At 32.5% G+C, this 25,801-nt stretch carries 26 protein-coding genes; 15 read left to right on the top strand and 11 right to left on the bottom strand.

The window, feature by feature from the left end; translation table 11 throughout:
• The first annotated feature begins 99 nt into the window (after positions 1-99).
• Genes EF514_RS08620 through EF514_RS08605 form a run of 4 tightly spaced genes read left to right on the top strand, consistent with a single transcriptional unit; the run spans position 100 to position 2,310 of the window.
• On the top strand, positions 100-414 hold the full coding sequence (locus EF514_RS08620) for a PadR family transcriptional regulator (RefSeq protein WP_127725038.1): 315 nt from the start codon (positions 100-102) through the stop codon (positions 412-414).
• Positions 407-1,048, top strand: a complete 642-nt coding sequence (locus EF514_RS08615; RefSeq protein WP_127725037.1) for a DUF1700 domain-containing protein — start codon at positions 407-409, stop codon at positions 1,046-1,048. The genes EF514_RS08620 and EF514_RS08615 overlap by 8 nt, the downstream gene beginning before the upstream one ends.
• Positions 1,041-2,069: a hypothetical protein gene (locus tag EF514_RS08610; RefSeq protein WP_164845579.1), complete on the top strand. Its 1,029-nt coding sequence runs from the start codon at positions 1,041-1,043 to the stop codon at positions 2,067-2,069. The genes EF514_RS08615 and EF514_RS08610 overlap by 8 nt, the downstream gene beginning before the upstream one ends.
• Positions 2,070-2,109: 40 nt before the next feature.
• Positions 2,110-2,310 (top strand): PspC domain-containing protein, encoded by a 201-nt coding sequence (locus EF514_RS08605; protein ID WP_127725035.1) that lies wholly within the window; start codon positions 2,110-2,112, stop codon positions 2,308-2,310.
• 40 nt (positions 2,311-2,350) lie between these two features.
• On the opposite strand, the gene EF514_RS08600 is transcribed toward EF514_RS08605, so the two are convergent.
• Positions 2,351-3,331 (bottom strand): dipeptidase, encoded by a 981-nt coding sequence (locus EF514_RS08600; protein ID WP_127725034.1) that lies wholly within the window; start codon positions 3,329-3,331, stop codon positions 2,351-2,353.
• A gap of 93 nt (positions 3,332-3,424) precedes the next feature.
• Between EF514_RS08600 and EF514_RS08595 the strand changes: the two genes are divergently transcribed.
• Entirely contained in the window at positions 3,425-4,342 is a 918-nt protein-coding gene (locus EF514_RS08595) for an alpha/beta hydrolase (RefSeq protein WP_127725033.1), read from the top strand.
• Positions 4,343-4,378: 36 nt separating this feature from the next.
• Here the strand turns inward: EF514_RS08595 and EF514_RS08590 are convergent, their stop codons facing one another.
• Positions 4,379-4,708, bottom strand: coding sequence for a CGGC domain-containing protein (locus EF514_RS08590; protein WP_127725032.1), 330 nt, complete (start codon positions 4,706-4,708; stop codon positions 4,379-4,381).
• A 33-nt stretch (positions 4,709-4,741) separates the two neighbouring features.
• Complete coding sequence (locus EF514_RS08585) at positions 4,742-5,323, bottom strand: TetR/AcrR family transcriptional regulator (RefSeq protein WP_127725031.1); 582 nt, start codon at positions 5,321-5,323, stop codon at positions 4,742-4,744.
• Between the two features lie 185 nt (positions 5,324-5,508).
• Between EF514_RS08585 and EF514_RS08580 the strand changes: the two genes are divergently transcribed.
• From EF514_RS08580 to EF514_RS08560, 5 genes are all read left to right on the top strand, one after another.
• Positions 5,509-5,778 (top strand): zinc ribbon domain-containing protein, encoded by a 270-nt coding sequence (locus EF514_RS08580; RefSeq protein ID WP_127725030.1) that lies wholly within the window; start codon positions 5,509-5,511, stop codon positions 5,776-5,778.
• Positions 5,779-5,790: 12 nt separating this feature from the next.
• Positions 5,791-7,770: an ATP-dependent zinc metalloprotease FtsH gene (ftsH, locus tag EF514_RS08575; RefSeq protein ID WP_205666426.1), complete on the top strand. Its 1,980-nt coding sequence runs from the start codon at positions 5,791-5,793 to the stop codon at positions 7,768-7,770.
• Positions 7,771-8,287: 517 nt separating this feature from the next.
• Complete coding sequence (locus EF514_RS08570; protein ID WP_127725029.1) at positions 8,288-9,502, top strand: hypothetical protein; 1,215 nt, start codon at positions 8,288-8,290, stop codon at positions 9,500-9,502.
• Between the two features lie 3 nt (positions 9,503-9,505).
• A complete protein-coding gene (locus EF514_RS08565) occupies positions 9,506-10,684 on the top strand; it encodes an amidohydrolase (RefSeq protein ID WP_127725028.1) in 1,179 nt (392 codons plus the stop codon).
• Between the two features lie 121 nt (positions 10,685-10,805).
• Positions 10,806-11,987 (top strand): amidohydrolase, encoded by a 1,182-nt coding sequence (locus EF514_RS08560; RefSeq protein WP_127725027.1) that lies wholly within the window; start codon positions 10,806-10,808, stop codon positions 11,985-11,987.
• A 52-nt stretch (positions 11,988-12,039) separates the two neighbouring features.
• Here EF514_RS08560 and EF514_RS08555 read toward each other — a convergent pair whose 3' ends face one another.
• From EF514_RS08555 to EF514_RS08530, 6 genes are read right to left on the bottom strand one after another with little or no spacing between them, the layout of a single operon-like run.
• Entirely contained in the window at positions 12,040-12,459 is a 420-nt protein-coding gene (locus tag EF514_RS08555) for a hypothetical protein (protein ID WP_127725026.1), read from the bottom strand.
• A gap of 10 nt (positions 12,460-12,469) precedes the next feature.
• Positions 12,470-13,768, bottom strand: a complete 1,299-nt coding sequence (locus EF514_RS08550) for a phenylacetate--CoA ligase family protein (protein ID WP_127725025.1) — start codon at positions 13,766-13,768, stop codon at positions 12,470-12,472.
• A 10-nt stretch (positions 13,769-13,778) separates the two neighbouring features.
• Positions 13,779-14,183, bottom strand: coding sequence for an amino acid-binding protein (locus EF514_RS08545; RefSeq protein WP_127725024.1), 405 nt, complete (start codon positions 14,181-14,183; stop codon positions 13,779-13,781).
• 9 nt (positions 14,184-14,192) lie between these two features.
• The gene (locus EF514_RS08540; protein ID WP_127725023.1) at positions 14,193-14,762 is read right to left on the bottom strand and encodes an indolepyruvate oxidoreductase subunit beta; all 570 of its coding nucleotides are present in this window, start codon (positions 14,760-14,762) and stop codon (positions 14,193-14,195) included.
• A gap of 9 nt (positions 14,763-14,771) precedes the next feature.
• Positions 14,772-16,529 (bottom strand): indolepyruvate ferredoxin oxidoreductase subunit alpha, encoded by a 1,758-nt coding sequence (gene iorA / locus EF514_RS08535; RefSeq protein ID WP_205666424.1) that lies wholly within the window; start codon positions 16,527-16,529, stop codon positions 14,772-14,774.
• A 12-nt stretch (positions 16,530-16,541) separates the two neighbouring features.
• Complete coding sequence (locus tag EF514_RS08530; protein ID WP_240649048.1) at positions 16,542-17,858, bottom strand: phenylacetate--CoA ligase family protein; 1,317 nt, start codon at positions 17,856-17,858, stop codon at positions 16,542-16,544.
• 195 nt (positions 17,859-18,053) lie between these two features.
• On the opposite strand from EF514_RS08530, the gene hisC reads away from it, so the two are divergent.
• Together hisC and EF514_RS08520 are read left to right on the top strand one after the other, a co-directional pair.
• Entirely contained in the window at positions 18,054-19,145 is a 1,092-nt protein-coding gene (gene hisC, locus EF514_RS08525) for a histidinol-phosphate transaminase (protein WP_127725022.1), read from the top strand.
• A 196-nt stretch (positions 19,146-19,341) separates the two neighbouring features.
• A complete protein-coding gene (locus EF514_RS08520; RefSeq protein ID WP_127725021.1) occupies positions 19,342-19,923 on the top strand; it encodes a LysE family transporter in 582 nt (193 codons plus the stop codon).
• 17 nt (positions 19,924-19,940) lie between these two features.
• Here the strand turns inward: EF514_RS08520 and EF514_RS08515 are convergent, their stop codons facing one another.
• Both EF514_RS08515 and trkA read right to left on the bottom strand, forming a co-directional pair.
• Positions 19,941-21,389, bottom strand: coding sequence for a TrkH family potassium uptake protein (locus tag EF514_RS08515; protein ID WP_127725020.1), 1,449 nt, complete (start codon positions 21,387-21,389; stop codon positions 19,941-19,943).
• Entirely contained in the window at positions 21,386-22,795 is a 1,410-nt protein-coding gene (gene trkA, locus EF514_RS08510) for a Trk system potassium transporter TrkA (protein ID WP_127725019.1), read from the bottom strand. Before trkA ends, EF514_RS08515 begins: the two co-directional genes overlap by 4 nt.
• Before the next feature lie 161 nt (positions 22,796-22,956).
• Here trkA and EF514_RS08505 point away from each other — a divergent pair, with 161 nt between their 5' ends.
• The 3 genes from EF514_RS08505 (at position 22,957) to EF514_RS08495 (ending at position 25,789) form a co-directional block, all read left to right on the top strand.
• On the top strand, positions 22,957-24,066 hold the full coding sequence (locus EF514_RS08505; RefSeq protein WP_127725018.1) for an aminotransferase class I/II-fold pyridoxal phosphate-dependent enzyme: 1,110 nt from the start codon (positions 22,957-22,959) through the stop codon (positions 24,064-24,066).
• 33 nt (positions 24,067-24,099) lie between these two features.
• The gene (locus tag EF514_RS08500; protein ID WP_127725017.1) at positions 24,100-24,849 is read left to right on the top strand and encodes a DUF2238 domain-containing protein; all 750 of its coding nucleotides are present in this window, start codon (positions 24,100-24,102) and stop codon (positions 24,847-24,849) included.
• Positions 24,850-24,952: 103 nt separating this feature from the next.
• Entirely contained in the window at positions 24,953-25,789 is an 837-nt protein-coding gene (locus EF514_RS08495; protein WP_205666417.1) for a DegV family protein, read from the top strand.
• The last annotated feature ends 12 nt before the right edge of the window (positions 25,790-25,801 follow it).

Raw genomic sequence — 25,801 nt, 5'->3', positions numbered from 1 at the left:
TTGCGGTTTTTTATTTATTAAAAATTTATTAAATTTTCCCATATTCGTTGACCAAGTATATTATACGCCGTATACTATAAATATGAAAGGAGGATGCCTATGTTTGTATTAAGTTCTCAAATCTTAGATTTGTGTGTTCTAGCAACTGTTAATAAGGAAGACACCTATGGATACAAACTTACTCAAGATTTAATGGAGTCTATATCCATATCAGAGTCAACTCTATATCCTGTACTGCGCAGATTACAAAAAAACAATTGTCTTTCCACTTATGATCAACCCTACGGGGGCAGAAACAGAAGATATTACCAAATAACTCCTGAAGGCAAAAGACAATTGAAAGAATATATTAAAAATTGGATTAATTATAAAGAAAGCATAGATGAAATCGTTGGGGGGGATTTAAATGACTAGAAGAGAATTTATGCGTGAACTTAATAATCGTTTAAGGAGTATCTCTCCTGCTGAAAGAGATGATGTACTAAAATATTATGAAGAGATTTTTGAAGAACAGGGTTTTGATATTGAAGATGAAATTCCAAATAGATATGATCCTTCTAAAATTGCTAGAGAAATACTTATGAATCAACAAGCTAATAGATGGGAACAAACACCACCACAGAAGCGAAAAAATCGTGATGGACTTCTACTAATAATTTTAGGAATACTGTCACTTCCAATAACCTTTCCTCTGGCAATTGCTTTCATAGCTGTTATTTTTGCTTTATTTGTTATTATATCCCTCTTATTTGTATCGGGATTTATTGGTGTTATAGGAGGATTCATCGGTATTTCACACTTTATTACCTATTCCCCACTTTCAGCAATATTCTTCCTTGGGACTATTTTTATTGCAATCGGAGCAATTATTCTCCTCTTTAATGGAACTAGATACCTAATTCATAAAATTGCCGGATTAATTGCAAATAAAAGAAAACCTCAAAATATGAACGATATTGAAAATAAAGGTTTTTATGAAAATAATTACAATCCCGACGAATTTGACACTATAAAGTTTGAAGATGGCAATGAAAAGGAGGATGAGTAACATGAAAAAATCCACTAAAATAGCCCTTATTTTTTTAGTAACAGGTATATTAATATCATCAATTTCCTATTTTTCCGGAGCTTATACTTCAATATCACCAAGAAATTTCAGATTATTTAGAGATCGTAATAATCAAGAGCAATATAATTCAACTAATCACTATTCGGGTATTGAAGAAAAAAATGAATATTATTATCCAAATATTAATACAATAAGTATTAATGGAGATGCTGTAGAAATAAAATTATTGGGTAGAAATATCAAAGAATGGGAAGTTTATACATCTTCACTTACTAATAGTAATGGTACTAACAAAATATCCGTTGAAGAAACAAATGGCAATCTAGTAATTAATCTTAAAAAATTAAGTAAAGAAATGATTAATAGTTCTACTAACTCTGAACATAAAATAACTATAATGGCGCCAATGAATGAAATTGATAAGTTTAATATTGATTCCAATGTCAATTATATTAAGTTGGATAATGTAAATATTAGAGATTTTAATTTAAATTCCTCAATTTCAGTTATGGAAGTTGAAAATTCGACTATTGGAAATTCAAATATAAATACTACAATGTCAACTGGAAGAATCAATAATTCAAAACTTTCCAATTTTAATTTTAAAACTTCAATGTCAACTTTAAATGGATCAAATGTAACCTTTTTAGGAAGTAATGCTATAGATGTTTCAATGAGTACAGTTAAATTAAATATAAACGACCCTGATAATCTGTTGATTATTGAAAGAGATTCTGTAGCAAAGGGTGACAATACTCTGACTATTAATAGTTCTATGAGCGGAATTTCCATTAATAAGAACCAAGAGAATTATTTACAATATGAAGATTATAATTATGAAAATAGAACTGGTCATGGCCATGGACACAAACATTGGAAAGATGGTTCAAATGAAAATTGGAATGATAACTGGGATGAAGATTGGAATGACTACTGGGATGAGTTTGGAAATGAATTGGAAGAAAATCTTGAAAATACCTTTAATAATTCCATATTGTAACAATTTTTATATGGATATTAAAAAATAATGAGGTGATTATGTGAAACAAAAATTATATAGATCTTCAAGAGACTGTAAAATTGCAGGCGTATGTGGTGGAGTTGCCGAGTTTTTTGATATAGATTCATCTATTGTCAGAATAATTTGGCTCTTTGCAACCTTAGTAGCATTTTCCGGAGCAATACTATACTTGGTTTGCTGGTTAATTCTTCCTTGGGACTATGAAATAGATATTTATTAAAAGCGTTGAACTACCAACGCTTTTATTTATTCATATAAAGTTACTTTAAGATCTTTTCTAAAAATCCTTCTATATTTTTATAGGAGATCTTTTCTATTTCATCTTTATTAAACCCTCTGTCCTCCATTAAATTTAATATTTTAGGTATATCCGCTTCAGATAGAAAATCTTTTGGTGTAGGAGTTGATCCTTCCTCAGGTACTATGCTGCCAAGAGATTCCAATGGCAAAAAATCCATAAAATCAAATCCAAAGCAAACTTGATCTATTCCCATAATGTCAACTAAATACTCCAATTGAACTACTAGGTGCTTTAAATCTTGCTTTGATTTGTCATCACTTATAAAGTCGCTTGCCGCATTTAGCCCCACAATTCCTCCATTTGATTTTAACTCCCTTAACATTTCATCAGTTAAATTTCTTTTATGACTGGAAAGAGCTCTCGCATTTGAATGACTTGCCATAACTGGACCCTCTGTAATTTTCATTAAATCCCAAAATCCATCGTCATTTAAATGACTTACATCCACTATAATTCCCAACTCCTGCATTTTTTTAATTGCTTTTTTCCCATAGCTACTTAAACCCCCACTATATTTTGGTCCTTTAGCTAAAAGATTTTCTTCGTTCCACGTTAAACTTGCATGCCTTAATCCATTTTCATAATAGTACTTTTCTAAAAGTGAGATATCTTCTCCAATGTGAGCTAAACCTTCCATCCCAAGCAAAATAGCAATTTTATTTTCCTCTATTGCATTTTTATAATCCTTAAAGGTAAGAAATTGTTTAATAATGTCTTTCTGTTCTTTTAACTCTTCATCTAGAGCAAATAATGCACCTTCTACCCAATCCAAATAATTGTTTTGATGAATTTCATCAACCCAAATTGCAAATATTGCTCCATTTACACCGCCCTTTGAAAAATTTCCCAAATGATTGTTTCTAAATACATTCTTCTCACCTTTTAGTCTTCTATATTGTATATCTGTCAATATATCCGAATGAGTGTTAAATATTCTCATTTTTACCCCCTATTTATATCCCATGTATATACTTTTACAAGTTTCAAAAATTTTATATAATATAATGTAATAAAATAAAATTTGGAGAACACTATGCGAAAAATTTTAAAAATTTCTTTAACTTTAATAATCCTGCTCTTACTTTTTTTAACATTGTTGCCTTTTATAGTAATGCCAAGTCTTTTAAATAAAAGGTTTGAACAAGTTCAATATAATCCAGACGATTTTAAACTGGATTATGAACAAATCAGCTTAAATACTACTGATAATTTAAATCTGGCAGCTTGGCATACCTATTCCGAAAATACCAAGGGCACAGTAATTATATTATCGGGAATCAACAACCCTTCAGTTACTCAGTTTTTTGGATATTCCAAAATGTTAAATGAAAACGGCTGGGATTGCCTTCTAATTGAAATGAGAGCTAGAAGTCAAAGTGAAGGCAACGGCATAGGACTTGGAATGACTGAGTGGAAAGATGTTGTAGCCGGCGTAGATTATTTAAAGCTAAATAATAAAGCCTCTTCCCTACCAATAATAGTTATGGGAACGTCCATGGGAGCTTCAACCTCTATAATAGCAGCTGGAGAAGATAATAGAATAAACGGTGTTATAGCAATTTCTCCCTATTCTGATTTTCCAAGCGTCTTTATAGATACTATGAAACAATACTATATACCCAAACCCATAAGGCTTATGGAAAAACCTTTTATAACTATGTATCTAGGTCTTCACTATGGATTTAATAATTTAAATTATAATTCCTATAATGCTCTAAATAAATTTAATAACAGACCTTTACTTTTAATGCATTCAAAGAGAGATAGACAAGTGGATTTTTATAATTTTATTAGATTAAAAAGCAAGTCCAATCAATTAAATATGAATACAACTACCTTTACCCGTGAAGGTTATGAACATTTTTTTATAAAAAGAGATTTGGTTTTAACTCCTAAAGAGGATCCTGAATTTTGTTCCATTATCTTGAATTTTTTAAATAATAATTTCTAAAGTTAAAAGCTACCTGCTGAAGTAGCTTTTAACTTTTTAATGGGTATAATTTAAAATCTCAATACCATCTAAATCTTTTTCAATTAAAGCTTTCATTTTTTGTGCAAAAGGACAAGGATATCCTATTGGATTACCTTTTTGAATACAGGAAGCAAAAGCAATGGTATCTGCTCCCCTTCTTACCAACTCCCTTGCCCTTAATATAGATTTCTTGCCGGGACATCCTCCACAATTTATAAAGCCCACTATTTCAATATCACCCTCAACTCCTTCGAAAGCTCCTTTTTTCTCACTTATAAATTTAAAATCCATAGTTCCAGGACAATAATCCTCTGTTTGCATACATCTTATAATGCCAACTTTCATTTTATTCACCTCAAAACTCATTAATTAAAAATTTTAAATTTTATCAAAGAAAATTCCCTCTTCTTCAACAAAATCTTTCGGCAATAAATTAAATATATATTCCACCATATCATCTATAGAATAAGAATTATCTTTAAATAACCAGTACATTATTATACTTGTAATTCCTGATATATAAAATACTGATGAGATTTCAAAGGGACACTTTAAATTAAAACTATCAGAATCTCTTGTAATAATTATCTTTTTTAAGTCTTCCTCAAATTTTCTATGTACCAGGTTTCCAAGAGTAGAATCATAGGTTTCACCGATTATATTTTTTAAAAGTTTTTTATTCTTTTTTAAATTTTCCAACAGTTTATAAATTTTAGATTTAAAGCCCGAAGTTCTTATATCTTCTAAAATACTTTGGTTTATAGTCTTTATAGAATATTCCAAAAGATCATATTTATCCTGAAAATAACTATAAAAAGCACTTCTGCTAATCATTGCTTCTTCACATATGTCATTTACAGTCACTTTGCTGAAGTTTTTCTTTTCCAATATGCGAAGCAAAGAAGAAGACAATCCCATTAAAGTTTTTTGAACCCTTAAATCCTGAATATTTTTTCCCATTAATACTTCCTTTAATATATTTAATCTTTAGTTGATTTTAACGTATTAACATAATACTTTCAACTAAACGAGCCAAAAATAATGGACACTTTCTCATAATTGTCCGTTAACTTACAAACTACCATCTTTGAATATAGGTTTTAACAAAACCATAATGTATTATTAAAATAATGGAGGTGTAGCTTTTGAAATCTGAAATTGAAATTTTAAATCTTGAAGAAAATCTTAACAAATTAGAAATTGATCTTGAAAATCAATACATTGAATCAGGAAAGAAAATCTTAGAGCTGTCCATTAATGAACAACAAAAAATCGACAGTCTGATTAATGAAATAATTGAAATAAAAAAAAGACTAATTAAAGTAAAAAAAGAAAAACAATGTCCCTCTTGTATGACCTATAATACATCGGACAGTAACTATTGTAAGTTTTGTGGCAAATCAATAAAAAGTTAAAGGAGAATTAATATGGATAAAAAGCAAGATAAGAAAATGAATTCAGATTCAAATACAAATTTTAATAGTAATACTGAACCTAACTCCAAAAACAACAATTCTACTTCTAAAAACAACCCTCAAGGACCTGATATATTTAATTTAATAGTAGTGATGTTTCTAATTACAATACTTTTTAATATTTTCTTCGTGAATATGTCTAAGAAAGCTGCTCCGGAAGTAGAATACAGCCAATTTATTGAGTTAGTGGAAACCGGTAATGTAAGTAGGGCAAAAATTAAAGAAAATCAAATTTCCTTTGAAATTTCTAAAGATGCAAATCTATCTGAAGTTAAGAATATAATTGGAGAAGGATATAGTGGAAAATCAGAAATAGAACCAAAAAGTAACTATATTACAACTAAAGTTAATGATCCTTATCTGGCTGATAGACTTCTAGAAAATGAAGTGACTTTCGGTGAAGATTATGTAACCACCAACTCCTCACCTTTCTTAAATTTTATAGCTTGGTGGATATTGCCAACTTTAATATTGTACGTGTTTTACTTCTTTGTAATTAGAAAAGCCTCAAGGAAAATAGACAAGTCCGGAGGTTCCGGAATGTTCAATATAGGAAAAAGCAAGGCTAAAGAATACAATATGGAAAAAAATACGGGAGTTACCTTTGATGATGTTGCAGGTCAAGATGAAGCTAAAGAAAGTTTAACTGAAATGATAGATTTTCTAAAAAATCCTAAAAAGTATCATGAAATCGGAGCTAAACAACCTAAAGGTGCTCTACTGGTTGGACCTCCCGGAACAGGTAAAACTTTATTGGCTAAAGCTTTTGCAGGCGAGGCAGGCGTTCCCTTCTACTCCATATCCGGAAGTGAGTTTGTTGAAATGTTTGTAGGTGTTGGTGCTTCAAGAGTTAGAGATTTATTTGAGCAGGCTCAGAAAAATGCTCCAAGTATTATTTTTATAGATGAAATTGACGCCATTGGTAAAAGTAGAGATAACCAACTTGGAAGCAATGATGAAAGAGAACAGACTTTAAATCAACTTTTAGCTGAAATGGATGGCTTTGACAGTGAAAAAGGAGTTGTAGTTCTTGCTGCTACTAATAGACCTGAAATTTTAGATAAGGCACTTCTAAGACCTGGAAGATTTGACAGAAGAATAATTGTAGATAAACCTGACCTACTTGGTAGAGAGTCGATTTTAAAAGTTCATGCAAAGAAAGTTAAGCTAGATCCCAATGTTGATTTACATGCCATCGCCCTTGCCACTTCAGGTGCCACCGGAGCTGATTTAGCTAATATGATAAATGAAGGTGCCCTTTTAGCAGTAAAAGAAAACCGGAAAACCGTAAATCAAGGAGATTTAATGGAAGCTGTTGAAGTAGTAATTGCCGGAAAGGAAAAGAAAGACCGAATTATGAATGCTAAAGAACGTGAAATGGTTTCCTTCCATGAAGTTGGTCACGCTTTAGTAAGTGCATTGCAAAAAAACAGCCAGCCAGTACAAAAAATCACTATAGTCCCAAGGACTATGGGAAGTCTCGGCTATACTATGAACGTTCCTGAAGAAGAAAGATATTTAATGACCAAGTCTGAATTGTTAGCCCAAATCACTACCTTATTAGGAGGACGAGCTGCAGAAATATTGAAGTTTGGCGAAGTTACAACTGGTGCATCAAATGACATTGAAAGAGCAACTCAACTTGCAAGATCTATGGTAACTCAATATGGGATGAGTGAAACTTTTGGACCAATGGGATTAGAAAGTATTCAAAACCAATATTTAGACGGTAGAAATGTCGGCAACTATTCTGAAGAAACAGGAACTGAAGTAGATAAGGAAGTAAATAAAATATTAGAAAAATGTCAAGAAGATGCGTTAAATTTACTAAGTGAGAATACTAAGGCACTAGATGCCATATCTGAATATTTACTTGAAAAAGAAAATATAACAGGCGAAGAATTTATGGACATATTAAATAAAAACAGATAAAAATAAATTCTCAAAAATTTAAAAGGATGAGTTCAGTTATAAGAGCTCATCTTTTTAATTTAATTTTATAAAATTACTTAGCAACAATACTTTTAAATAGCATGGAAATTTTTACTAGCTTGATATAACCTTTGTCTTTCTATAAATCAATAAAATTTCTTTAATTTTAAATATTACGAAAACGTTTCTAATGATAGATTATATTAATCCTTCACCTTTAATTAACTATAAATAATAAACCCTCTTAACTATTAAACTTCTACATAAAATATAAGATTTTCTATCCAAAAGTTTAGTATTTTATCCATTCCAATCTTTAATATCCTAATCTATCTCTTCCCTAATTACAATAAATTTTTTATATAAAAGTAATAATATATAAAAATATTTAAGTGTATATCGTTTTCTTATTATATACAATTTCACTTAAAATCCCCTTAAAGCTCTATTTTTCTACTTGACAGCCACTTACAATTGCAATATTATAGTAATAATATTTATATAAGGGGGTTAAATTATGCAAGATATGTTTGGATCAATGGCAGGAATTATAGCTATCGCATTTATTCTTTTAGTATTTGCCATTGGAGATATTATATCTGTTAAAACCAAAAGTATTGTATCAATGATGTTTACAAGTTCAGTAATTTTATTACTTGGCTTTTGGCTTGGTGTACCTACAGATTTATTTGAAACATCGCAATTATTGGGTATTGGTGGATTAATAATTGTAATATTATTAGCACACATGGGAACGCTATTGAATTTTCAACAGTTAAAGGAACAATGGAGGACTGTCGTTGTCGCTATATTTGCAATTATTGGCATTGCAGTATTCTTATTTATTGTAGGCGGACCAATTATAGGTAAAGAAACAGCAATTGTAGCTGCACCACCTATTGCCGGAGGAGTAGTAGCCGGAATTCAAATGGGAGAAGCTGCAGCAAAAATAGGAAGGGATGACTTACAAATTTTAGCAACTCTATTAGTCGTTGTACAAGGATTTTTTGGTTACCCTATAGCTTCTTATTGCTTAAGAAAAGTAGCAAAAAAAGTTCAACTTCAATATAGAGAAGGCGACTTTGTAAAGTCTAAAAATGTTGAGGAATATACTTCTACTAAACCGGCAAAATTAATTCCTGAAACTTCAGCAAAGTATGCAAGTAATAACGTATACTTGGCTAAAGTAGCTCTTGTAGCACTTTTAGCAACAGGGCTTTCTGTTGGAATTACAAAGGTTACCGGCAAAAATATTTTAGATAAGAATATTGCTGCACTACTATTGGGTATAATATTCTCAGAGCTTGGTTTCTTGGAAAAAGATATACTGACTAGAGCAAATTCTCAAGGTCTTGCAATGGCTGCTTTAATGGTAGTTATATTTTCAAGTTTAGCCAAGGCAACTCCAGATATTGTACTTCAACTTCTACCTAGTTTATTTTTAAGTTTATTACTAGGTGTTATTGGAATTGGAATAGCTTCATTTATAGGTAGCAAAGTTGTAAAAATGGACTTTTTTATGGCTTTTGCAATTGGAACATCTGCTTTATTCGGATTCCCAGGAACATTTATAATTTCAAATGAAGTTGCCAATAGTATTGGAGAAGGCGAAGAGGAAACTCAATTTATTTTAAATGAAATATTGCCAAAAATGTTAGTTGCAGGATTTATTACAGTATCAATCGCTTCTGTAATTCTTGCTGGTATTATGGCACCTATGCTAGGAGGTTAATTTATGGATATTAAACATTTAGTAGAAAAAAATAGAAATTATGTAATGGAAATGCGTAGATACTTCCATGCTCATCCTGAATTGAGCTTTGAAGAATTTGAAACTACTAAAAAAATTGCTGAGGAATTAGATAAAATGAATATTCCTTATGAAATAAATGAAAAGTTGGGAACCGGACTTGTGGGAGTAGTACAAGGCGGAAAACCCGGAAAAACCGTTGCGCTAAGAGCTGATATTGACGCTTTAAACGTAACTGAGTGTACCAATTTAGACTTTAAATCACAAAATGACGGCAAAATGCACGCCTGTGGTCATGATGCTCATATTGCAACTTTACTTGGAGCAGCTAAAATATTAGCTGAGGTTAAAGATGAACTTCCGGGCAAAGTTTACTTGGTATTCCAACCTGCTGAAGAAGTCGGTTTAGGAGCTAAGGCTATGATTGAGTTCGGCAATTGGTATGAAGAAACTGACAATATATTTGGAGCTCACGTTTGGAGTCCATTAGAGGCAGGTAAAATTTCTGTGGAAGCCGGAGACAGAATGGCTGCTGCTGACAGATTTGAAATTAAAGTTAAGGGAGTGTCAGGACACGGTTCTGCTCCTCATGAAACTATTGATGCTGTAGTAGTTGCAAGTGCAATTGTAATGAACCTGCAATCTCTTGTTTCAAGAACCTATTCCCCTCTAGATGCTGTTGCTGTAACTGTGGGAAGTATTCACAGTGGTAACAGATTTAATATAATTGCAGGCGAAGCGGTAATGGAAGGAACAAATAGATACTTCTCAAGAGAAGTTGGAAAAAGAATTAAAGAAGATATGATAAGAGTGTGTGAAAATACTGCTGCTGCTTATGGAGCTACAGCTACAGTAGATTACACCTATATTCTGGGACCAACTATTAATGATGAGGAATCATCAGCAATAGCTGAGGAAGCAGTAGTAAAAGTTGCTGGCCCTGAAGCATTAGTTAAGGTAGAAAAAGTTACAGGCGGAGAGGACTTCTCCTTCTACCTAGAAAATAAACCCGGATGTTTTGCCTTCATCGGCGGAAGAAATCCTGACGTTGACGCTGTTCACCCGCACCATAGCGAGTTCTTTAATATTGATGATAAAGTTTTAGCTGAAGGTTCAGGTGTCTATGCTCAATATGCAATTGACTATTTAACTAAAAATGCTTAAGTTATAAATTTTTAAGTAAAAGCAGATATACTTTAAGGGTATCTGCTTTTCTTTTAATATATTCATATTTTATAGTAAAATATAAATATAATTGTCAATATGGAGATTTAGGAAGGTTTATATGAATATAAAACATTTAATAGATAAAAACAGAGAATATATAATTAATATGCGTAGATACTTCCATGCTCATCCTGAGTTGAGCTTTGAAGAATTTGAAACCACTAAAAAAATTGCTGAGGAATTAGATAAAATGAATATTCCTTATGAAATAAATGAAAGATTGGGAACCGGACTTGTGGGAGTAGTACAAGGAGGAAAACCCGGAAAAACTGTTGCGCTAAGAGCTGACATTGACGCCTTAAACGTAACTGAGTGTACCAATTTGGACTTTAAATCACAAAATGAAGGTAAGATGCACGCCTGTGGCCATGATGCTCATATTGCCACCTTACTTGGAGCAGCTAAAATATTAGCTGGGGTTAAAAATGAACTTCCGGGCAAAGTTTACTTGATCTTCCAACCCGGTGAAGAAATAGCTCTTGGGGCTAAAGCAATGATTGAATTTGGCAATTGGTATGAAGAAACTGACAATATATTCGGAGCTCATATTTGGAGTCCTTTAGAGGCAGGTAAAATTTCTGTGGAAGCAGGAGAGAGAATGGCTGCCGGAGATCAATTTAAAATTACCGTTAAAGGAGTATCAGGACATGGCTCCGCGCCTCATGAAACTATTGATGCTGTTGTCGTTGCAAGTGCTATAGTAATGAATTTACAGACTTTAGTATCAAGAAGCTACTCTCCTCTTGATTCAGTTACTGTTTCTGTGGCAACTATTCACAGTGGTAACAGATTTAATATAATTGCCGGTGAAGCGGTAATGGAAGGTACTAATAGGTACTTCTCAAGAGAAATCGAAAAAAGAATTAAAGAAGATATGATTAGAATATGTGAAAATACTGCTGCTGCCTACGGTGCCTCAGTTACAGTGGAATATACCCACGTTATGAAGCCCACAATTAACGATGAAGCATCATCTTTAATAGCAGAAGAAGCAGCAACTAAAATTTCCGGGGCGGAAGCCTTAGTTAAAGTAGAAAAAGTTACAGGTAGTGAGGACTTTTCATTCTACTTGGAAAATAAACCCGGATGTTTCGCTTTTATTGGCGGAAAAAATCCCGAAGTAAGTGCTGTTTATCCGCATCACAGTGAGTTTTTCAATATTGACGACGAAGTATTACCGGAAGCTTCAGGAATTTATGCTCAATATGCAATTGACTACTTAATTAAAAATTCTCAATAAAATAAAACTTAACATTATAAAAGACCTTTGAAAATTTCCAAAGGTCTTTTTCCTATAATAAGTATGCTTCTTTTTCATTTAATACTTTAAATCCTAAATCTTTTAAGAGTTTTTCTGCTTCCTCTCCTTCAGTAACTTTTAAAACCACTCCTGTAGCTTCTCCTCGACTGGACCAAACATACATATATTGAATATTATAATCCTTACAAGCACTTACTAATTTAAACATAGATTCGGAAGTTCTATCAGTTTGAACTACTATTACGTCATTTAAATGCGTTGAAATCAATTCACCCTTTAAACACTCTCTTGCTCTTTCAGGATCGGAAACTATCATTCTCAACAGCCCGAAATCAGTGGTGTCGGCTAATGAAAAGGTAACTGTATTAATATTATTTTTACCTAGTATTTCAGTAACTTTGTGCAAACTGCCCGGTTTATTTTCAATAAACACGGTTAATTGTTTAACCATACTTTTCCTCCTATTGAATAATTCTCTTATCAATCACTCTAACTGATTTTCCGTCTGTTCTCTCAAGTGTCCTAGGCTCAACTAATTTAACCTTTACTTGTAAACCTATTGCCTGTCTTATTACATACCCTATTTTCTTAGTTAAATTCTCAAGTTTTCTAATTTCATCTGAAAAGAAAGTGTCTTCTACTTCCACCCATACTTCAATTGTATCTAAATTATCTACTCTATCTACAATAATTAAATAGTGTGGTTTTGTCTCCTCTACTTCAAGTAAAGCCGTTTCTATTTGAGATGGATATACGTTAACTCCTCTTATTATTAGCATATCATCACTTCTACCCTTAAATCTAGATATTCTTGATAAAGTTCTTCCGCACTCACATTTCTCATAAGATATGCTAGTTAAATCCTTAGTCCTATATCTAATTAAAGGAAAGGCCTCCTTAGTAAGGGTAGTTATTACTAATTCTCCTTGTTCCCCTTCCTCTACGGGATTTAAAGTATTACTGTCAACTACTTCCGGAAGGAAATGATCCTCATATATGTGAAGACCGTTATGATATTCACAATCTGCTGCCACTCCCGGCCCCATAATTTCACTTAATCCATAAATGTCATAGGCCTTAACTTGAAGACCTTCTTCAATCTTTGCCCTCATTTGATCTGTCCAAGGCTCAGCACCACATATTACAGACTTTAATTTCAATTTATCCCTTACGTTTAACTCTTCTATTACATCCATTAAATGCAATAGGTAAGAAGGCGTACAAGCTATTGCCGTTGAACCGAAATCCTCCATTAAAGTTATTTGTTTTTTGGTATTTGAAGTTGAAATAGGAACTACCATTGCACCTAAATTTTCAACGCCATAGTGAAGTCCCAAACCTCCAGTAAATAAACCATAACCGTAAGAAACTTGCACCTTATCGTCTCTACCTATATTTGCCATTGAAAGTACTCTTGTAACACATTCCTTCCAAATATCCACATCTCTTCTGGTATAACCTACTACTGTAGGCTTACCAGTAGTTCCCGACGAAGCGTGAACTCTAACCACTTGGGACTCTGGAACAGCAAATAATCCGAAGGGATAATTATCTCTTAAATCATCCTTAGTTGTAAAGGGTAGTTTTGTAATATCTTCAACACCCTTAATATCTCCGGGTTCAATCCCCAATTCCTGCATTTTTTTGCGATAAAAAGAAACATCATGGTAAAGTCTGTCAACTAATTTTACAAGTCTTTTACTTTGAAGGTTATGTAGCTCATCTCTACTCATACACTCCTTTGTCTCATTCCAAATCATCTATTTCCTCCTAAACTACATCAAATCCGGCTTTTATAAGTATGTTCTTGGTCAATTCAATATCATCAACATTTATTACCATTAAAGGCCTTCCATCTTCTCTTACCACTAATGAGTAGAGGTAATTCACCACTATGTTATCAGCTGCTATGGCTTTTAACATCCTATTTAATTCTCCAATTTCATCGTTAAGACTAATCCCTATCACATCGGTTTCCTTAACTAGAAAATTTTCTTTTCGTAATGCATCCGCACCTTTTTGTGTATCATCGACAATTAATCTGAGAATACAAAATTCCGGACTGTCAAATAGTGAAACTGCTCTGATGTTAATGTTGTTCCTACTTAATGTTTCTGTAACTTCGGAAGCACTGCCTCCTTCATTTTCTATAAATACTGATAACTGCTTAAGCATAGGCCCTCCTTATAATTCAAATCCCCTGTTAAAAGCTTCTAGATTAACGTCAACTGTTTTTTCAGGCACTGTAGTTTTTATTACATCATGCCAATCCTCTTTTGAAAAATCCATATGTTTTGCTGCCACACCGAGTACTATTACGTTAAAAACCTTTAGATTTCCCAACTCTCTTGATTCTTCCAGTGCATCTACTGAAATTACATTATATTCTTTTGAAAGAGTTTCAATTATATTTTCAGGATACTTCTCTTTACCAATAACAACAGGCATCGGGTCAATTCTTTGGTCATTTATAATAATTACTCCGTCTTTCTTTAGAAAATGTGCATATCTTAAAGCCTCCAACCTTTCAAAGGCAATTAAAACATCTGCGCTTCCTTCCTCTACTATGGGCTCATATACCTTATCGCCATATCTTACAAAAGTAACTACAGAGCCTCCCCTTTGAGCCATACCATGAACTTCAGAAAGTTTTACATCATAACCTGCATTTAAAATTATTTTTCCCAATATTCTTGAGGTTAAAAGAGTTCCCTGTCCACCTACGCCAACAATCATAATATTTTTTGTTTCCATTTTAACCTCCTACAAACTGTCTATAACACTTTCAACTTTTTCAATTGCATCAAAAGGACATAATCTAAAGCAAAGTCCACAACCGTTACACATGGTGTCGTTAATTTTTGTAGAACCATCTTCATCCTTAGTAAGGGCAGGACAACCCGGTTTCATACAAAGACCACACTTTCTACATTTTTCTTTATTTACTACATATTGATTTTTTATTGCAACTCCCTTTAATAATACACAAGGTGCTTTGGCAATAATTACTGATAATTCATTACTTGACAACTCTTCCTTAAATGTCTTTGTAAGTCCCTCTAAGTCAAAAGAACTAATTTCTTTTACCCTATTAATTCCCATAGCCTCACAGATTTTTTTAATATCTATAGGAGAAACATCTTCGCCCATTAAAGTTTTTCCCGTTGCAGGATTTTCCTGATGTCCAGTCATTGCTGTAATTGAGTTATCTAAAATCAATACTGTACCTTTGGACTTGTTGTATACCATATTCATTAGAGAATTTATACCTGTATGAAGAAATGTAGAATCTCCTATAACAGCCACCCAATCTTTTATAAATTCAGATCCCTTTGCCTTTTCCATTCCATGTAAAGAACTAATACTAGCACCCATACATATTGTACTGTCTATAGTTTGAAGAGGTGCTCCCGCTCCAAGTGTATAACAGCCTATATCCCCAGCTCCGTGAAGTTTTAACTTATTCATAACTGAATATACTGATCTATGTGGACATCCAGGACACAGTATTGGAGGTCTAACAGGAGCTTCAGCCTTTAAACTTGAGTCCACTTTTTCTCCCAATATTTTTTCTCTAAGCATATTTGCACTATACTCTCCGACTAAAGGCAAAATATCCTTACCCACTACTTCTATTCCCCAAGATTTAACCTGTTCCTCTATAATTGGATCAAGCTCCTCAATTACGTATAATTTGTCTACATTTTTGGCAAAATCCTCAATTAATTTCCTTGGCAGAGGATTTACTAATCCAAGTTTAAGTACTGATGCCTTCGGGAAAACTTCCTTAACGTATAGATAAGGTATTCCGGAAGTAATAATTCCCATTGACCTATCATTGTATTCAATAAAATTTATGTCCATTTCACTGGCAGCTTCACTTAACTTTTTATTTCTCTCCACTACTAAGGGATGTTTTAACTTTGCATTAGCAGGTACCATTACGTTCTTTTGAGGATTTTTTATGTATTCCCTATCTTGAACTTCCCTTCTGTCTTTTAATTCCACAACACTTTGGGAATGAGCAAGTCTTGTAGTAGTTCTAAGTATTACAGGAGTATCATATTCTTCGCTTAAATCATAGGCCAGTACAGTCATATCCTTTGCCTCTTGGCTGTTTGAAGGCTCAAGCACGGGTATATGTGCAGCTCTTGCCACTGCTCTGGTGTCCTGTTCATTTTGAGAACTATACATCCCCGGATCATCTGCCACCGTCAAAACCAATCCCCCATTTACACCAATATAAGAAGCTGTATAAAGAGGATCGGCTGCAACGTTTAAACCCACGTGCTTCATACAGGCAAAAGATCTTACACCTACCATAGATGCTCCTATGGCAACTTCAACGGCAACTTTTTCATTTGGCGCCCATTCACTATATACATCATCTTTATAATCTGACAAATATTCACTTATTTCCGTACTTGGCGTACCCGGATAAGCTGAAGAAACTTTTACACCCGCTTCATAAATCCCTCTTGCTATCGCTTCGTTTCCAAGCATTGTTATTCTGTCTTTCAAAATTAATCCCCCTTATATTCTCAAATCCGTAACTCTTTGCGCTTTTCCTTCAAATCTTCTCAAAGTCCTTGGAGCAACTAATTTAATATTTGCATCTAAACCTGTAGTTGACTTTAACTTGTTTTTTATATTTTTTTCCAAATTTTCCAATTTAGGATAGGAATCCAAAATATCCGAATCTATTAATTCAACTTTAATTTCCAGATGATCTAAATAGTTCTTTCTATCGATGACCATCTCATAGTGAGCTCCCAACTCGCTAAATTCATTTATAACAACTTCAACTTGATTTGGAAATAAGTTTACCCCTCTTATTACTAACATATCATCAGAACGTCCGCTTAAATTTTCCATTCTAGCCGTTGTTCTTCCACACTTACATGGTTCATAGAACAACCTTGTCAAATCCCGTGTCCTGTACCTGATAAGAGGAATTGACTCTTTGGTTAAACAGGTGATTACAAGTTCTCCACTTTCACCCTCAGGCAATACCTCTCCACTTTCAGGATCAATAATTTCAGCGTAGTAATGATCTTCATTAATATGTAATCCATTTCCAACATAACATTCTCCGGAAACTCCCGGTCCATTTAATTCGCTCATTCCATAGTTGGAAGTACATAACATTTCACTTCCCCATATGGATTTTATTTCCTCTCTCATTAATGAAGAGAAGTTTTCTCCCCCAAATAAACCTATTCTGACTTTTAAATCCTTTATAGGATCCATTCCCATAGATCTTATCACTTCTCCCAAATGAAGTGCATAGGATGGCGTAGCCACTAATAACGTTGCTCCAAAGTCTTTCATATACATAATTTGTTTTTTAGTATTGCCAACTGACGATGGTATTACGGTAGCCCCTATATTCTCCAAACCGTAATGCAAGCCTAAAGCTCCGGTAAACATACCGTATCCAAAACAAATTTGTGCAATGTCTCCCTTACTTGCTCCACCTGCCACTGCAACTCTTGAAACGGTTTCTGTCCAATTATCTAAATCCTTTTGTGTATAACCGACTACAGTGGGTTGACCTGTCGTTCCCGAAGAAGCATGTATTCTAAGAAGTTCATCTCTTTCTACAGCAAAAAGTCCAAAAGGATAGTTTTCTCTGAAATCCGACTTAGTTGTAAATGGAAGTTTTGAAATATCATCTACACTTTTTATGTCTTCAGGTTTTACACCCATCTCATCCATCTTTTCCCTATACGCCTCTACAGAATTATAGGCTTTATAAACCTGCTTAGTTAATCTCTGTGATTGAATGGCTTTAATATCCTCTCTACTAAGCCTTTCTTCTCTAGCCCAAATATTTGTTGTTACGTCCAACTCATAACCTCCATCTCATATTATAAATATAAATATTTAACTAAAAATTATATCTACATTAGCAAGCTTTGTCAATAGGCTCATTTATACCACTTCTATAAAAAAACTTTTTTTACACTATTTCATTAATTACATTTGCTTAATTTAAGTAATAAAACTATAATATATAATAAAATATTAATTGAGGTGTGAAATATGATTAAAGCCAGAGAAGAAATTAAAAACATAATACCCTACGTTCCCGGAAGACCTATTGCAGATGTTCAAAAGGAATACGGTCTTGAAAATGTAATAAAACTTGCCTCAAATGAAAATCCATTTGGTACCAGTGAGGTTGTCAAAAAAGCTCTAGTTGATTATATCAATGGAGGTTTAAATATTTATCCCGATGGAAATGCCACAGATTTAAAGGAAAAATTATCTGAAACTCTTAAACTTTCACCGGAAAATCTACTTATAACCAACGGAGGAGATGAAGCTTTAACTTTAATTGCACAAACCTACATAAATCCCACAGATGAAGTTATTTTAAGTGAATATACTTTTACAAGATATACTGACTCCTCTACTATTATGGGTGCAAAAATCAACTTTGTTCCAATGAAGTCCTATAGGTATGACTTAGATGGCATTTTAAACAGAATAAATGAAAATACCAAATTAATTTGGGTATGTAATCCAAACAACCCTACAGGAACTCTTTTAACTGAAAAAGAAGTTTTAAACTTTTTAAATAAAGTACCTAAACACATCTTAGTGGTTTATGATGAGGCCTATGTTGAATTTGCTGAATCAGAAGATGCAATTAAAGATGCTTATAATTTATTCAAAGAGTATCCCAACGTAATTACAGTTAAAACTTTTTCCAAAATCTATGGTTTAGCAGGATTAAGAGTTGGTTACCTAGTTGGGCAGCCGGATATTATTGCAAATATAAATAAGGTTAGAGGACCCTTTAACTGTAATGTACTTGGACAACTTGCAGCAATAAACGCACTTGATGATAAAGCTTTTTTAAAAAAAGTATACGAAAATAATTTAAAGGGTAAAAAATATCTCTATGAAGTACTGGATAAGTTAAGTTTACCCTACTGTAAAAGTCAAACTAATCACATCTTCTTTGAAACTCCAATGATAGATTCCAAAACACTTTTTGAGGAAATGCAAAAAAGAGGTGTGATTATAAGACCAATGAAAGGCAATTATTCAAGAGTTTCCATAGGAACTATGGAAGAAAATCAGGAGTTTGCCAAAACTCTAGTGGAAGTAATCCAAAATTTTAAATAATCCAGTTTAAATTAAAATAGGGAAAAAGCTTTTATTAAAGACTTCTTCCCTATTTTTTATAATTGAATTTTCCAATCACTTATATCTTATTACTATTACTTATTTAAATTTACATTGTTTTAATCTATAATGGAATTGATTGTGTCTTCATCCAACAATTTAAAATATACTTAAAAAATACTAACAGAGGTGTAAAATGTTTAATTGGGCTAATTTTCTTACGTACGTAATTATTTCAACTATAACTCCGGGACCAAACAATATAATGGCAATGTCAAATGGATCCAGACTGGGTTTTAAAAAATCTCTACCCTTTAGTTTTGGGGTTTTTGTGGGATGTTTTATTTTAATGTCCCTTTCAGCATTGTTTTGCAGTCTATTAAATTCAATAATACCTTTTATAAAAACACCGATGATGATAATCGGTGCTATATATATGTTAAACTTAGCAAGAAAAATCTTTATCAGCTCATCAATAAATGAAGAAGAGAACTTAAAAAGCGATTTTCTATCAGGATTACTACTTCAGTTTGTAAACCCAAAAGTTATTATATATGCGCTGGTTACCATGCAAACTTACATAATACCTGTATATAATGGACAGGTATTTAAAATTTTGCCCTTTACTATTTTACTTCCAATAATAAGTGTATCTTCAAATCTACTTTGGCTTGCTTTTGGTTCTATATTTAAGACACTGTTTTCTAAATATTCTAAAATTACAAATACAGTAATGGCTCTTCTATTAGTTTATTGTGCCATTTCTCTCTTTATATAAAATATTTATTGTTCTGATTATTGTATAGTCTTTTTCCTAGATCTAAAACTTATTAGTCCTAAAATCGTAAAGAACTCCAGTCTTCCAAGTAACATTAAAAAACTAAAATATAATTTATATCCTGCTCCAAAGGATGCAAAATTTTTTGTAGGTCCAACTAGGTTAAACCCAGGACCCACGTTACTTAACATTGTTGCCACAGAGGATATGCTACTTACTAAGTCTATTTCAGATATGGAAATTATTCCCACAGATATGACAAAGACTATTGCATATATTCCGAAATAGGAATTAATACCCATAACTACTTCGTCTTTTAATTTTCTTCCGTTTAAAGTAATAGGAATTACCGCTTTTGGATGGACCACCCTTTGTAATTCCCTCTTTACCAGCTTTAATAGTACAACTAATCTTACAATTTTAAATCCTCCAGCAGTAGACCCGGCACAAGAACCTATAAACATTAAAATCAGAAGAATATACTTACTTAAATTAGGCCACAAATCGTAATCAGCATTTGCAAAGCCTGATGTTGAAATAATTGAACTTATTTGAAAAGCACCGTCTCTTGCACTAATAGCTAAGTTTCCATAATTGTTAAGATATAAATCCAAAGTTATAATAATAAAAGAAACTAATAAAATAATATAGTATAATCTCAATTCCTCATCTTTAAATATCTCAGTGAATTTTTTCTGGAATAACAAGTAGTGAATATAGAAATTAGTTCCGCAAAGCACCATAAAAACGGTCATAACCCACGGAATATAGTAGCTGTTATAACTCATTATAGAATCTGCTTTACTTGAAAATCCACCTGTACCAACTACTCCAAATGTATGAATTAGCGAGTCAAATATACCCATTCCCCCCATTACCAACAATAAAAATAATATTAATGTAATGGTTAAATAGATAGCATAAAGTCTCTTTGCAGATTGGCGCATTGTAGATTCTATTTTCCCAGCCATCGGTCCCGGAGATTCAGCTTTATAAATTTGAAATCCCCCAACCCCAAGTTTCGGCAGCAAACTTATGGTAAAGACCAAAATACCCATTCCGCCAAGCCAATGCGTTATACTTCTCCACAACACAATAGATCTCGGTAATAGTTCAATATTTGGTATTACAGATGCTCCTGTAGTAGTAAATCCTGAAACTATTTCAAAAAAACTATCTATATAACTTAAATCAGTACATATATACAAGGGTAACGCTCCAAATATAGAAGCTATTACCCAAGAAAAAGCCACTATAAATAGTCCGTCTTTTGGAGTTATGGTTTTTTCCCTGTTCCTTATTTTCATAGCACCAAACCCCATTAAAAACATAAGAACCATTATTAAAAGTATGTTTATACTTGTTCCATCATTATCATATATACTTAAAGCTAAGGGAGGTAATAAAAACAATGATTCTATAAATAATATGGTCCCCAGCATTTTAATTATTAGCAAATAATTCACAGACTTCCCCCACCGTCATCTTCTATATATTTATGTTTTGATGAAAATAAACCGTTCTTTTGACGTACTGTTTTAAACACTCTGTTCATTTCATCTAACATATCATGAGCCCAAAATATAATTACATGATCTCCGGCTTTTAAAACTGTATCTCCCTTTGGAATTATAACCTCATTGTCTCTTACAACAGAAACGATTAAAACTCCTTTTTTCAAATTTAAATCCTGAACCTGTTTATTTAAAGCAAGGACTCCTTCTTTTAAAACCAGTTCCGTAAATTCTGCATCTCCGCTTAACATCAAGTTTACAGAGAGAGAACCTGACCCCCTTATAACTCTTAATATTCTGCCGGCAGTTATATAATTAGTATTAAATACAGCATCAATATATAATTTATCTATAATTGAATTGTAGTTACTTCTTGAAATTTTAGCTACTGTCTTATAGACTCCCACCTGTTTTGCAACTAGGGAAATTAATAAATTAGCCTCATCAATTCCCGTTGCAGCTACAAATCCATCAAAAGTGTGAATCATTTCCTCTTCCAACAAATTCATATCCGTACCGTCTCCGTTTATAATAGTAGCCTCGGGTAACTTTTCCTTTAAGAATAAACATCTATCCATATCTACTTCTACAATTGTAATTTCAATTCCTGAATCAACAAGAAGTTTTCCAAGATAATATCCTATCTTACCTCCGCCTACAATCATAACTTTTTGAACTGCTCTTAATCTAACTACATCGGAATGTTCCTTGTCAAAAAACTCAATAGTTTTTGAATCTCCCACAAGTAAAATTACGTCATTCTCCTCTAAAACAGTTTGACCATTTGGTATTATAGTCTTTCCGTCTCTTGCAATTGTAGTAATTAACAGATTCTCAAAACCTTCTAACTCCATTAATTTCTTGCCGACAAAATGTTTATTCTCACCTATGTTAAATTCAACTAATTTAACTTTACCACCTGCAAAGTCATCACTCATTAGCAAATATTTTTTCAAAAGATATTTTTCGATAGCTAAAGCACTTTCATAGTCAGGATTGACAATGAGGTCGATATTTAATTCTTCACCTAGATAATTTAAGTGTTTATGATATTCCGGATTTCTAACTCTGGCAATACTCATGCCACATCCCATTTTTTTAGCTATGGTACATAAAATTACATTTGCCTCATCACTTCTGGTAGTAGCAATAACAATGTCGCATTGCTCTATCCCCAACTCCTTTAGAAGCATTAAATCCAAAGCATTCCCATTAACGCTCATAACATCTAAGGTATTTGTTGCATTTTCTACTACCTGTTCATTTTTATCTACAATTATTACTTCCATTCCTTCATCAACTAATGATTGTGCCACACGAAATCCTAACTTACCAATACCCGCAATTAATACTTTCATTTTAACCTCTCAATTTATAAAATAAACGTCACTTTTTGCTATATATAAAATCATTGTATTTTTTACTATAAAATTAGTCAAGTGAAATTAAAATCACTTTCTTGAGTTTTAAAGTAAATTAATATATTATCTATAATAACCCCAAATATAAGGAGGAGCATATGTCCGATTTAATAAATAATACAATTAAAAATTACATACCCAAATCCTATGACGGGTCTAATGAAAATCCAATTATAGTGGACGCTTCTTTGGGAATCTACTATGGAGATACGCCGAAATATATTTTAGAAAAATTAAGTAGAATAAGTGGTGATTCTATTAAAAATTATCCAAACAATCTCTCTCTAGTAGATAAAATTATAGAAAAATTTAATTGCATAGTCAATTTAAATAGAGAAAATATAACTTTAGGTGATGGCTCCTATGATTTATTAACTAATATTAATCTACTTTACTTACTTGGAAATAAAGGATTATTTAGTTATGTTCCCAATTTTTCCGCCTATACCGACCACGCTTACTTAATCGGAGCTAAACATAGCCACTATGACCTTAAACCTGAAAATAATTACACCTTTGTAAAAGATGATTTTTTAAATAAGATGCATTCAAGTAATGCTTCCTTAGTGTTTTTGGAAAATCCCAATAATCCAACAGGTCAAATTCTTCCCATTGAAACAGTTAGAGAAATAGTTGTAGCTGCTAAAAATTTAAATATGGCAATTATTGTAGATGAAGCTTATGGAGACTATATGGATATTGAAAATTCAGCAGCACCATTAATAAAGGAATACAAGCATCTACACGTTGTAAGAAGTTTTTCGAAAGGTTATGGCTTGGCCGGTGTTAGAGTAGGTTACTCCATAAGCAGCGAAGAAAGTAGTAAATATTTAAAAAAATTTATTTCTCCTTTTAACTGTAATAGCTTAGGACGAATTCTAGCTGAAATTTTAATTGATGATAAAGATTATATTCCTAACCTAATCTCTGATATTAAAACAAAAAAACAAACTTTAATTAAGGGTATTTCAAAAACGAAAAATTTAAAAATCGCCAACACATCTCTTGAAAGCCCCATAATGTTAATCTATACTGATGCAAATGTTAATCTATGGAAGGTATTAAGTGCTTTCGGACTTAATACAGTATCCGGACTTTCCTTTGAAAGTTTGGATAAGAAATCAGTTAGATTAATTGTTCGCAAGGAAATAGATTTAATTATGGATATTTTATTAAAAGCAGATAAATATATTGAAAATACTCTTTAATTTATTCTTTAGCCAAAATAGAAAGGAATTATAATGGAAAAAAATCTTAATACTGACGATAATAAAAATAATAAAATAGATAAGAGAAAGACACTTATTTTTAAAATTCTCTTTATACTTCTTGCCCTTTCTGTAGTCTATGCAACTGTAAACCTAGTTAAAGCTCCCAGCGGAACTTCCAATAAAGCCTATGAACTGGTGAAAAGCGATTACGTACTTATGATATTACAATGTTTAGTTGGAATGATTGTAATATTTCTGCCCTCTGAAGTTGAAAAGAAGTTTGGTGTCGATATTCCTGATATGATGGAAATCATCTACTTTATTTTCCTATTCTGTGCAATTTATTTAGGCGAAGTTAGAAATTTTTATTACAAAGTACCTTTTTGGGATACTATCTTACATTGTTTCAGCGCAATTATGCTTGGTGCCCTAGGCTTTGTAATAGTGGATTTCTTAAATAAAAATAAAAAACTCCACTTGAATTTAACGCCCTTCTTTGTAAGTCTCTTTGCTCTTTCCTTTGCCACTACCTGCGGTGTAATTTGGGAAATCTATGAGTTTTTGGCAGATCATATACTAGGAACCAATATGCAAAAATTTATGACCTATCATGGAGAAATATTGATAGGCCACGCTGCAATAGTTGACACTATGAAAGATTTAATAGTTAACTTTATAGGTGCTTTATTCATAGTGATTTTAGGATACATCCACTTAAAAAATGAAGAGAAACATTTAAAAAAAGATACTATAAATAATACTACTGATAAGGAAATTTAATCTACTAAACAAAGCTCTGTTTTAAAGCAGAGCTTTGTTATTTTATAGAATATTTTTAATATGATATAATTAAAAAGTATTATATTTGGGAAAGGAAAAGATTATGATTAGAATTATTACTGACAGTGCTTCAGACATTACTATTGATGAAGCAGTTAAATTAAATATAGATATTGTACCTCTTACTATTAGTTTTGGAGATGAAGTCTGTCCTCAAAATACAGTTGAAGATTTTGATTGTTTTTTTGAAAAATTAAAAGTATCAACTTCTCTACCTGTAACAAGTCAACCATCTCCACAATTGTACCTTAATATATATAACGAAGCAAAGTTAAAAGGTGATGATGTTCTAGTAATTACACTTGCCGGAGGACTCAGCGGCACTGTCAATTCCGCAAACCTGGCAAAGGATATGATAGATTATGACAGAATACGAGTTATTGATTCCGAACAGGCTATTATTACCCAAAGGCTGTTAGTGGAACATGCTGTTAAGTTAAGAGATGAAGGGAAAGAACTTGAAAACATTGCAGGTGCTATAGAAAATTTAAAGAGACACACAGTAGTATGCGGCGCTCTTGATACTTTGAAATTCTTGAAAATGGGTGGAAGAATTCCCGCTTCAATGGCCTTCATAGGTGAATTGTTAAATATTAAACCTACGATTATACTTAAAAATTCTGTACTTGAAGAATTGGGAAAAGCACGCGGTTCAAAAGCTTCACTTAACTTGCTTTATAAAGAATTTGAAGCCACTGAAGTAGATGAAAGTTTCCCGGTATACTTTGGACATACTTCCAGCGAAGAAAGATGTATTCAATTTATGAATGAAACTATTAAAAAATATAACTTAAAAAACACGGCAATGTTTCCCATAAGTGGTGTAATAGGAACTCATGTAGGCCCGGGGTGTCTTGCAATCGCCTTCGTTAGAAAATAATAATATTATTTT

The sequence above is a fragment of the Anaerosphaera multitolerans genome, assembly GCF_004006535.1.
Classification (GTDB): domain Bacteria; phylum Bacillota; class Clostridia; order Tissierellales; family Peptoniphilaceae; genus Anaerosphaera; species Anaerosphaera multitolerans.
The sequence above is the reverse complement of the archived record's forward strand: the minus strand, read 5'-3'. Positions and strand labels throughout refer to the sequence as shown.

Coding starts and splice junctions, on each gene's coding strand:
- EF514_RS08620 (WP_127725038.1), top strand. CDS start 100: ATGTTTGTATTAAGTTCTCAAATCTTAGATTTGTGTGTTCTAGCAACT.
- EF514_RS08615 (WP_127725037.1), top strand. CDS start 407: ATGACTAGAAGAGAATTTATGCGTGAACTTAATAATCGTTTAAGGAGT.
- EF514_RS08610 (WP_164845579.1), top strand. CDS start 1,041: ATGAGTAACATGAAAAAATCCACTAAAATAGCCCTTATTTTTTTAGTA.
- EF514_RS08600 (WP_127725034.1), bottom strand. CDS start 3,331: ATGAGAATATTTAACACTCATTCGGATATATTGACAGATATACAATAT.
- EF514_RS08595 (WP_127725033.1), top strand. CDS start 3,425: ATGCGAAAAATTTTAAAAATTTCTTTAACTTTAATAATCCTGCTCTTA.
- EF514_RS08590 (WP_127725032.1), bottom strand. CDS start 4,708: ATGAAAGTTGGCATTATAAGATGTATGCAAACAGAGGATTATTGTCCT.
- EF514_RS08585 (WP_127725031.1), bottom strand. CDS start 5,323: ATGGGAAAAAATATTCAGGATTTAAGGGTTCAAAAAACTTTAATGGGA.
- ftsH (WP_205666426.1), top strand. CDS start 5,791: ATGGATAAAAAGCAAGATAAGAAAATGAATTCAGATTCAAATACAAAT.
- EF514_RS08570 (WP_127725029.1), top strand. CDS start 8,288: ATGCAAGATATGTTTGGATCAATGGCAGGAATTATAGCTATCGCATTT.
- EF514_RS08565 (WP_127725028.1), top strand. CDS start 9,506: ATGGATATTAAACATTTAGTAGAAAAAAATAGAAATTATGTAATGGAA.
- EF514_RS08560 (WP_127725027.1), top strand. CDS start 10,806: ATGAATATAAAACATTTAATAGATAAAAACAGAGAATATATAATTAAT.
- EF514_RS08555 (WP_127725026.1), bottom strand. CDS start 12,459: ATGGTTAAACAATTAACCGTGTTTATTGAAAATAAACCGGGCAGTTTG.
- EF514_RS08550 (WP_127725025.1), bottom strand. CDS start 13,768: ATGATTTGGAATGAGACAAAGGAGTGTATGAGTAGAGATGAGCTACAT.
- EF514_RS08545 (WP_127725024.1), bottom strand. CDS start 14,183: ATGCTTAAGCAGTTATCAGTATTTATAGAAAATGAAGGAGGCAGTGCT.
- EF514_RS08540 (WP_127725023.1), bottom strand. CDS start 14,762: ATGGAAACAAAAAATATTATGATTGTTGGCGTAGGTGGACAGGGAACT.
- hisC (WP_127725022.1), top strand. CDS start 18,054: ATGATTAAAGCCAGAGAAGAAATTAAAAACATAATACCCTACGTTCCC.
- EF514_RS08520 (WP_127725021.1), top strand. CDS start 19,342: ATGTTTAATTGGGCTAATTTTCTTACGTACGTAATTATTTCAACTATA.
- trkA (WP_127725019.1), bottom strand. CDS start 22,795: ATGAAAGTATTAATTGCGGGTATTGGTAAGTTAGGATTTCGTGTGGCA.
- EF514_RS08505 (WP_127725018.1), top strand. CDS start 22,957: ATGTCCGATTTAATAAATAATACAATTAAAAATTACATACCCAAATCC.
- EF514_RS08500 (WP_127725017.1), top strand. CDS start 24,100: ATGGAAAAAAATCTTAATACTGACGATAATAAAAATAATAAAATAGAT.
- EF514_RS08495 (WP_205666417.1), top strand. CDS start 24,953: ATGATTAGAATTATTACTGACAGTGCTTCAGACATTACTATTGATGAA.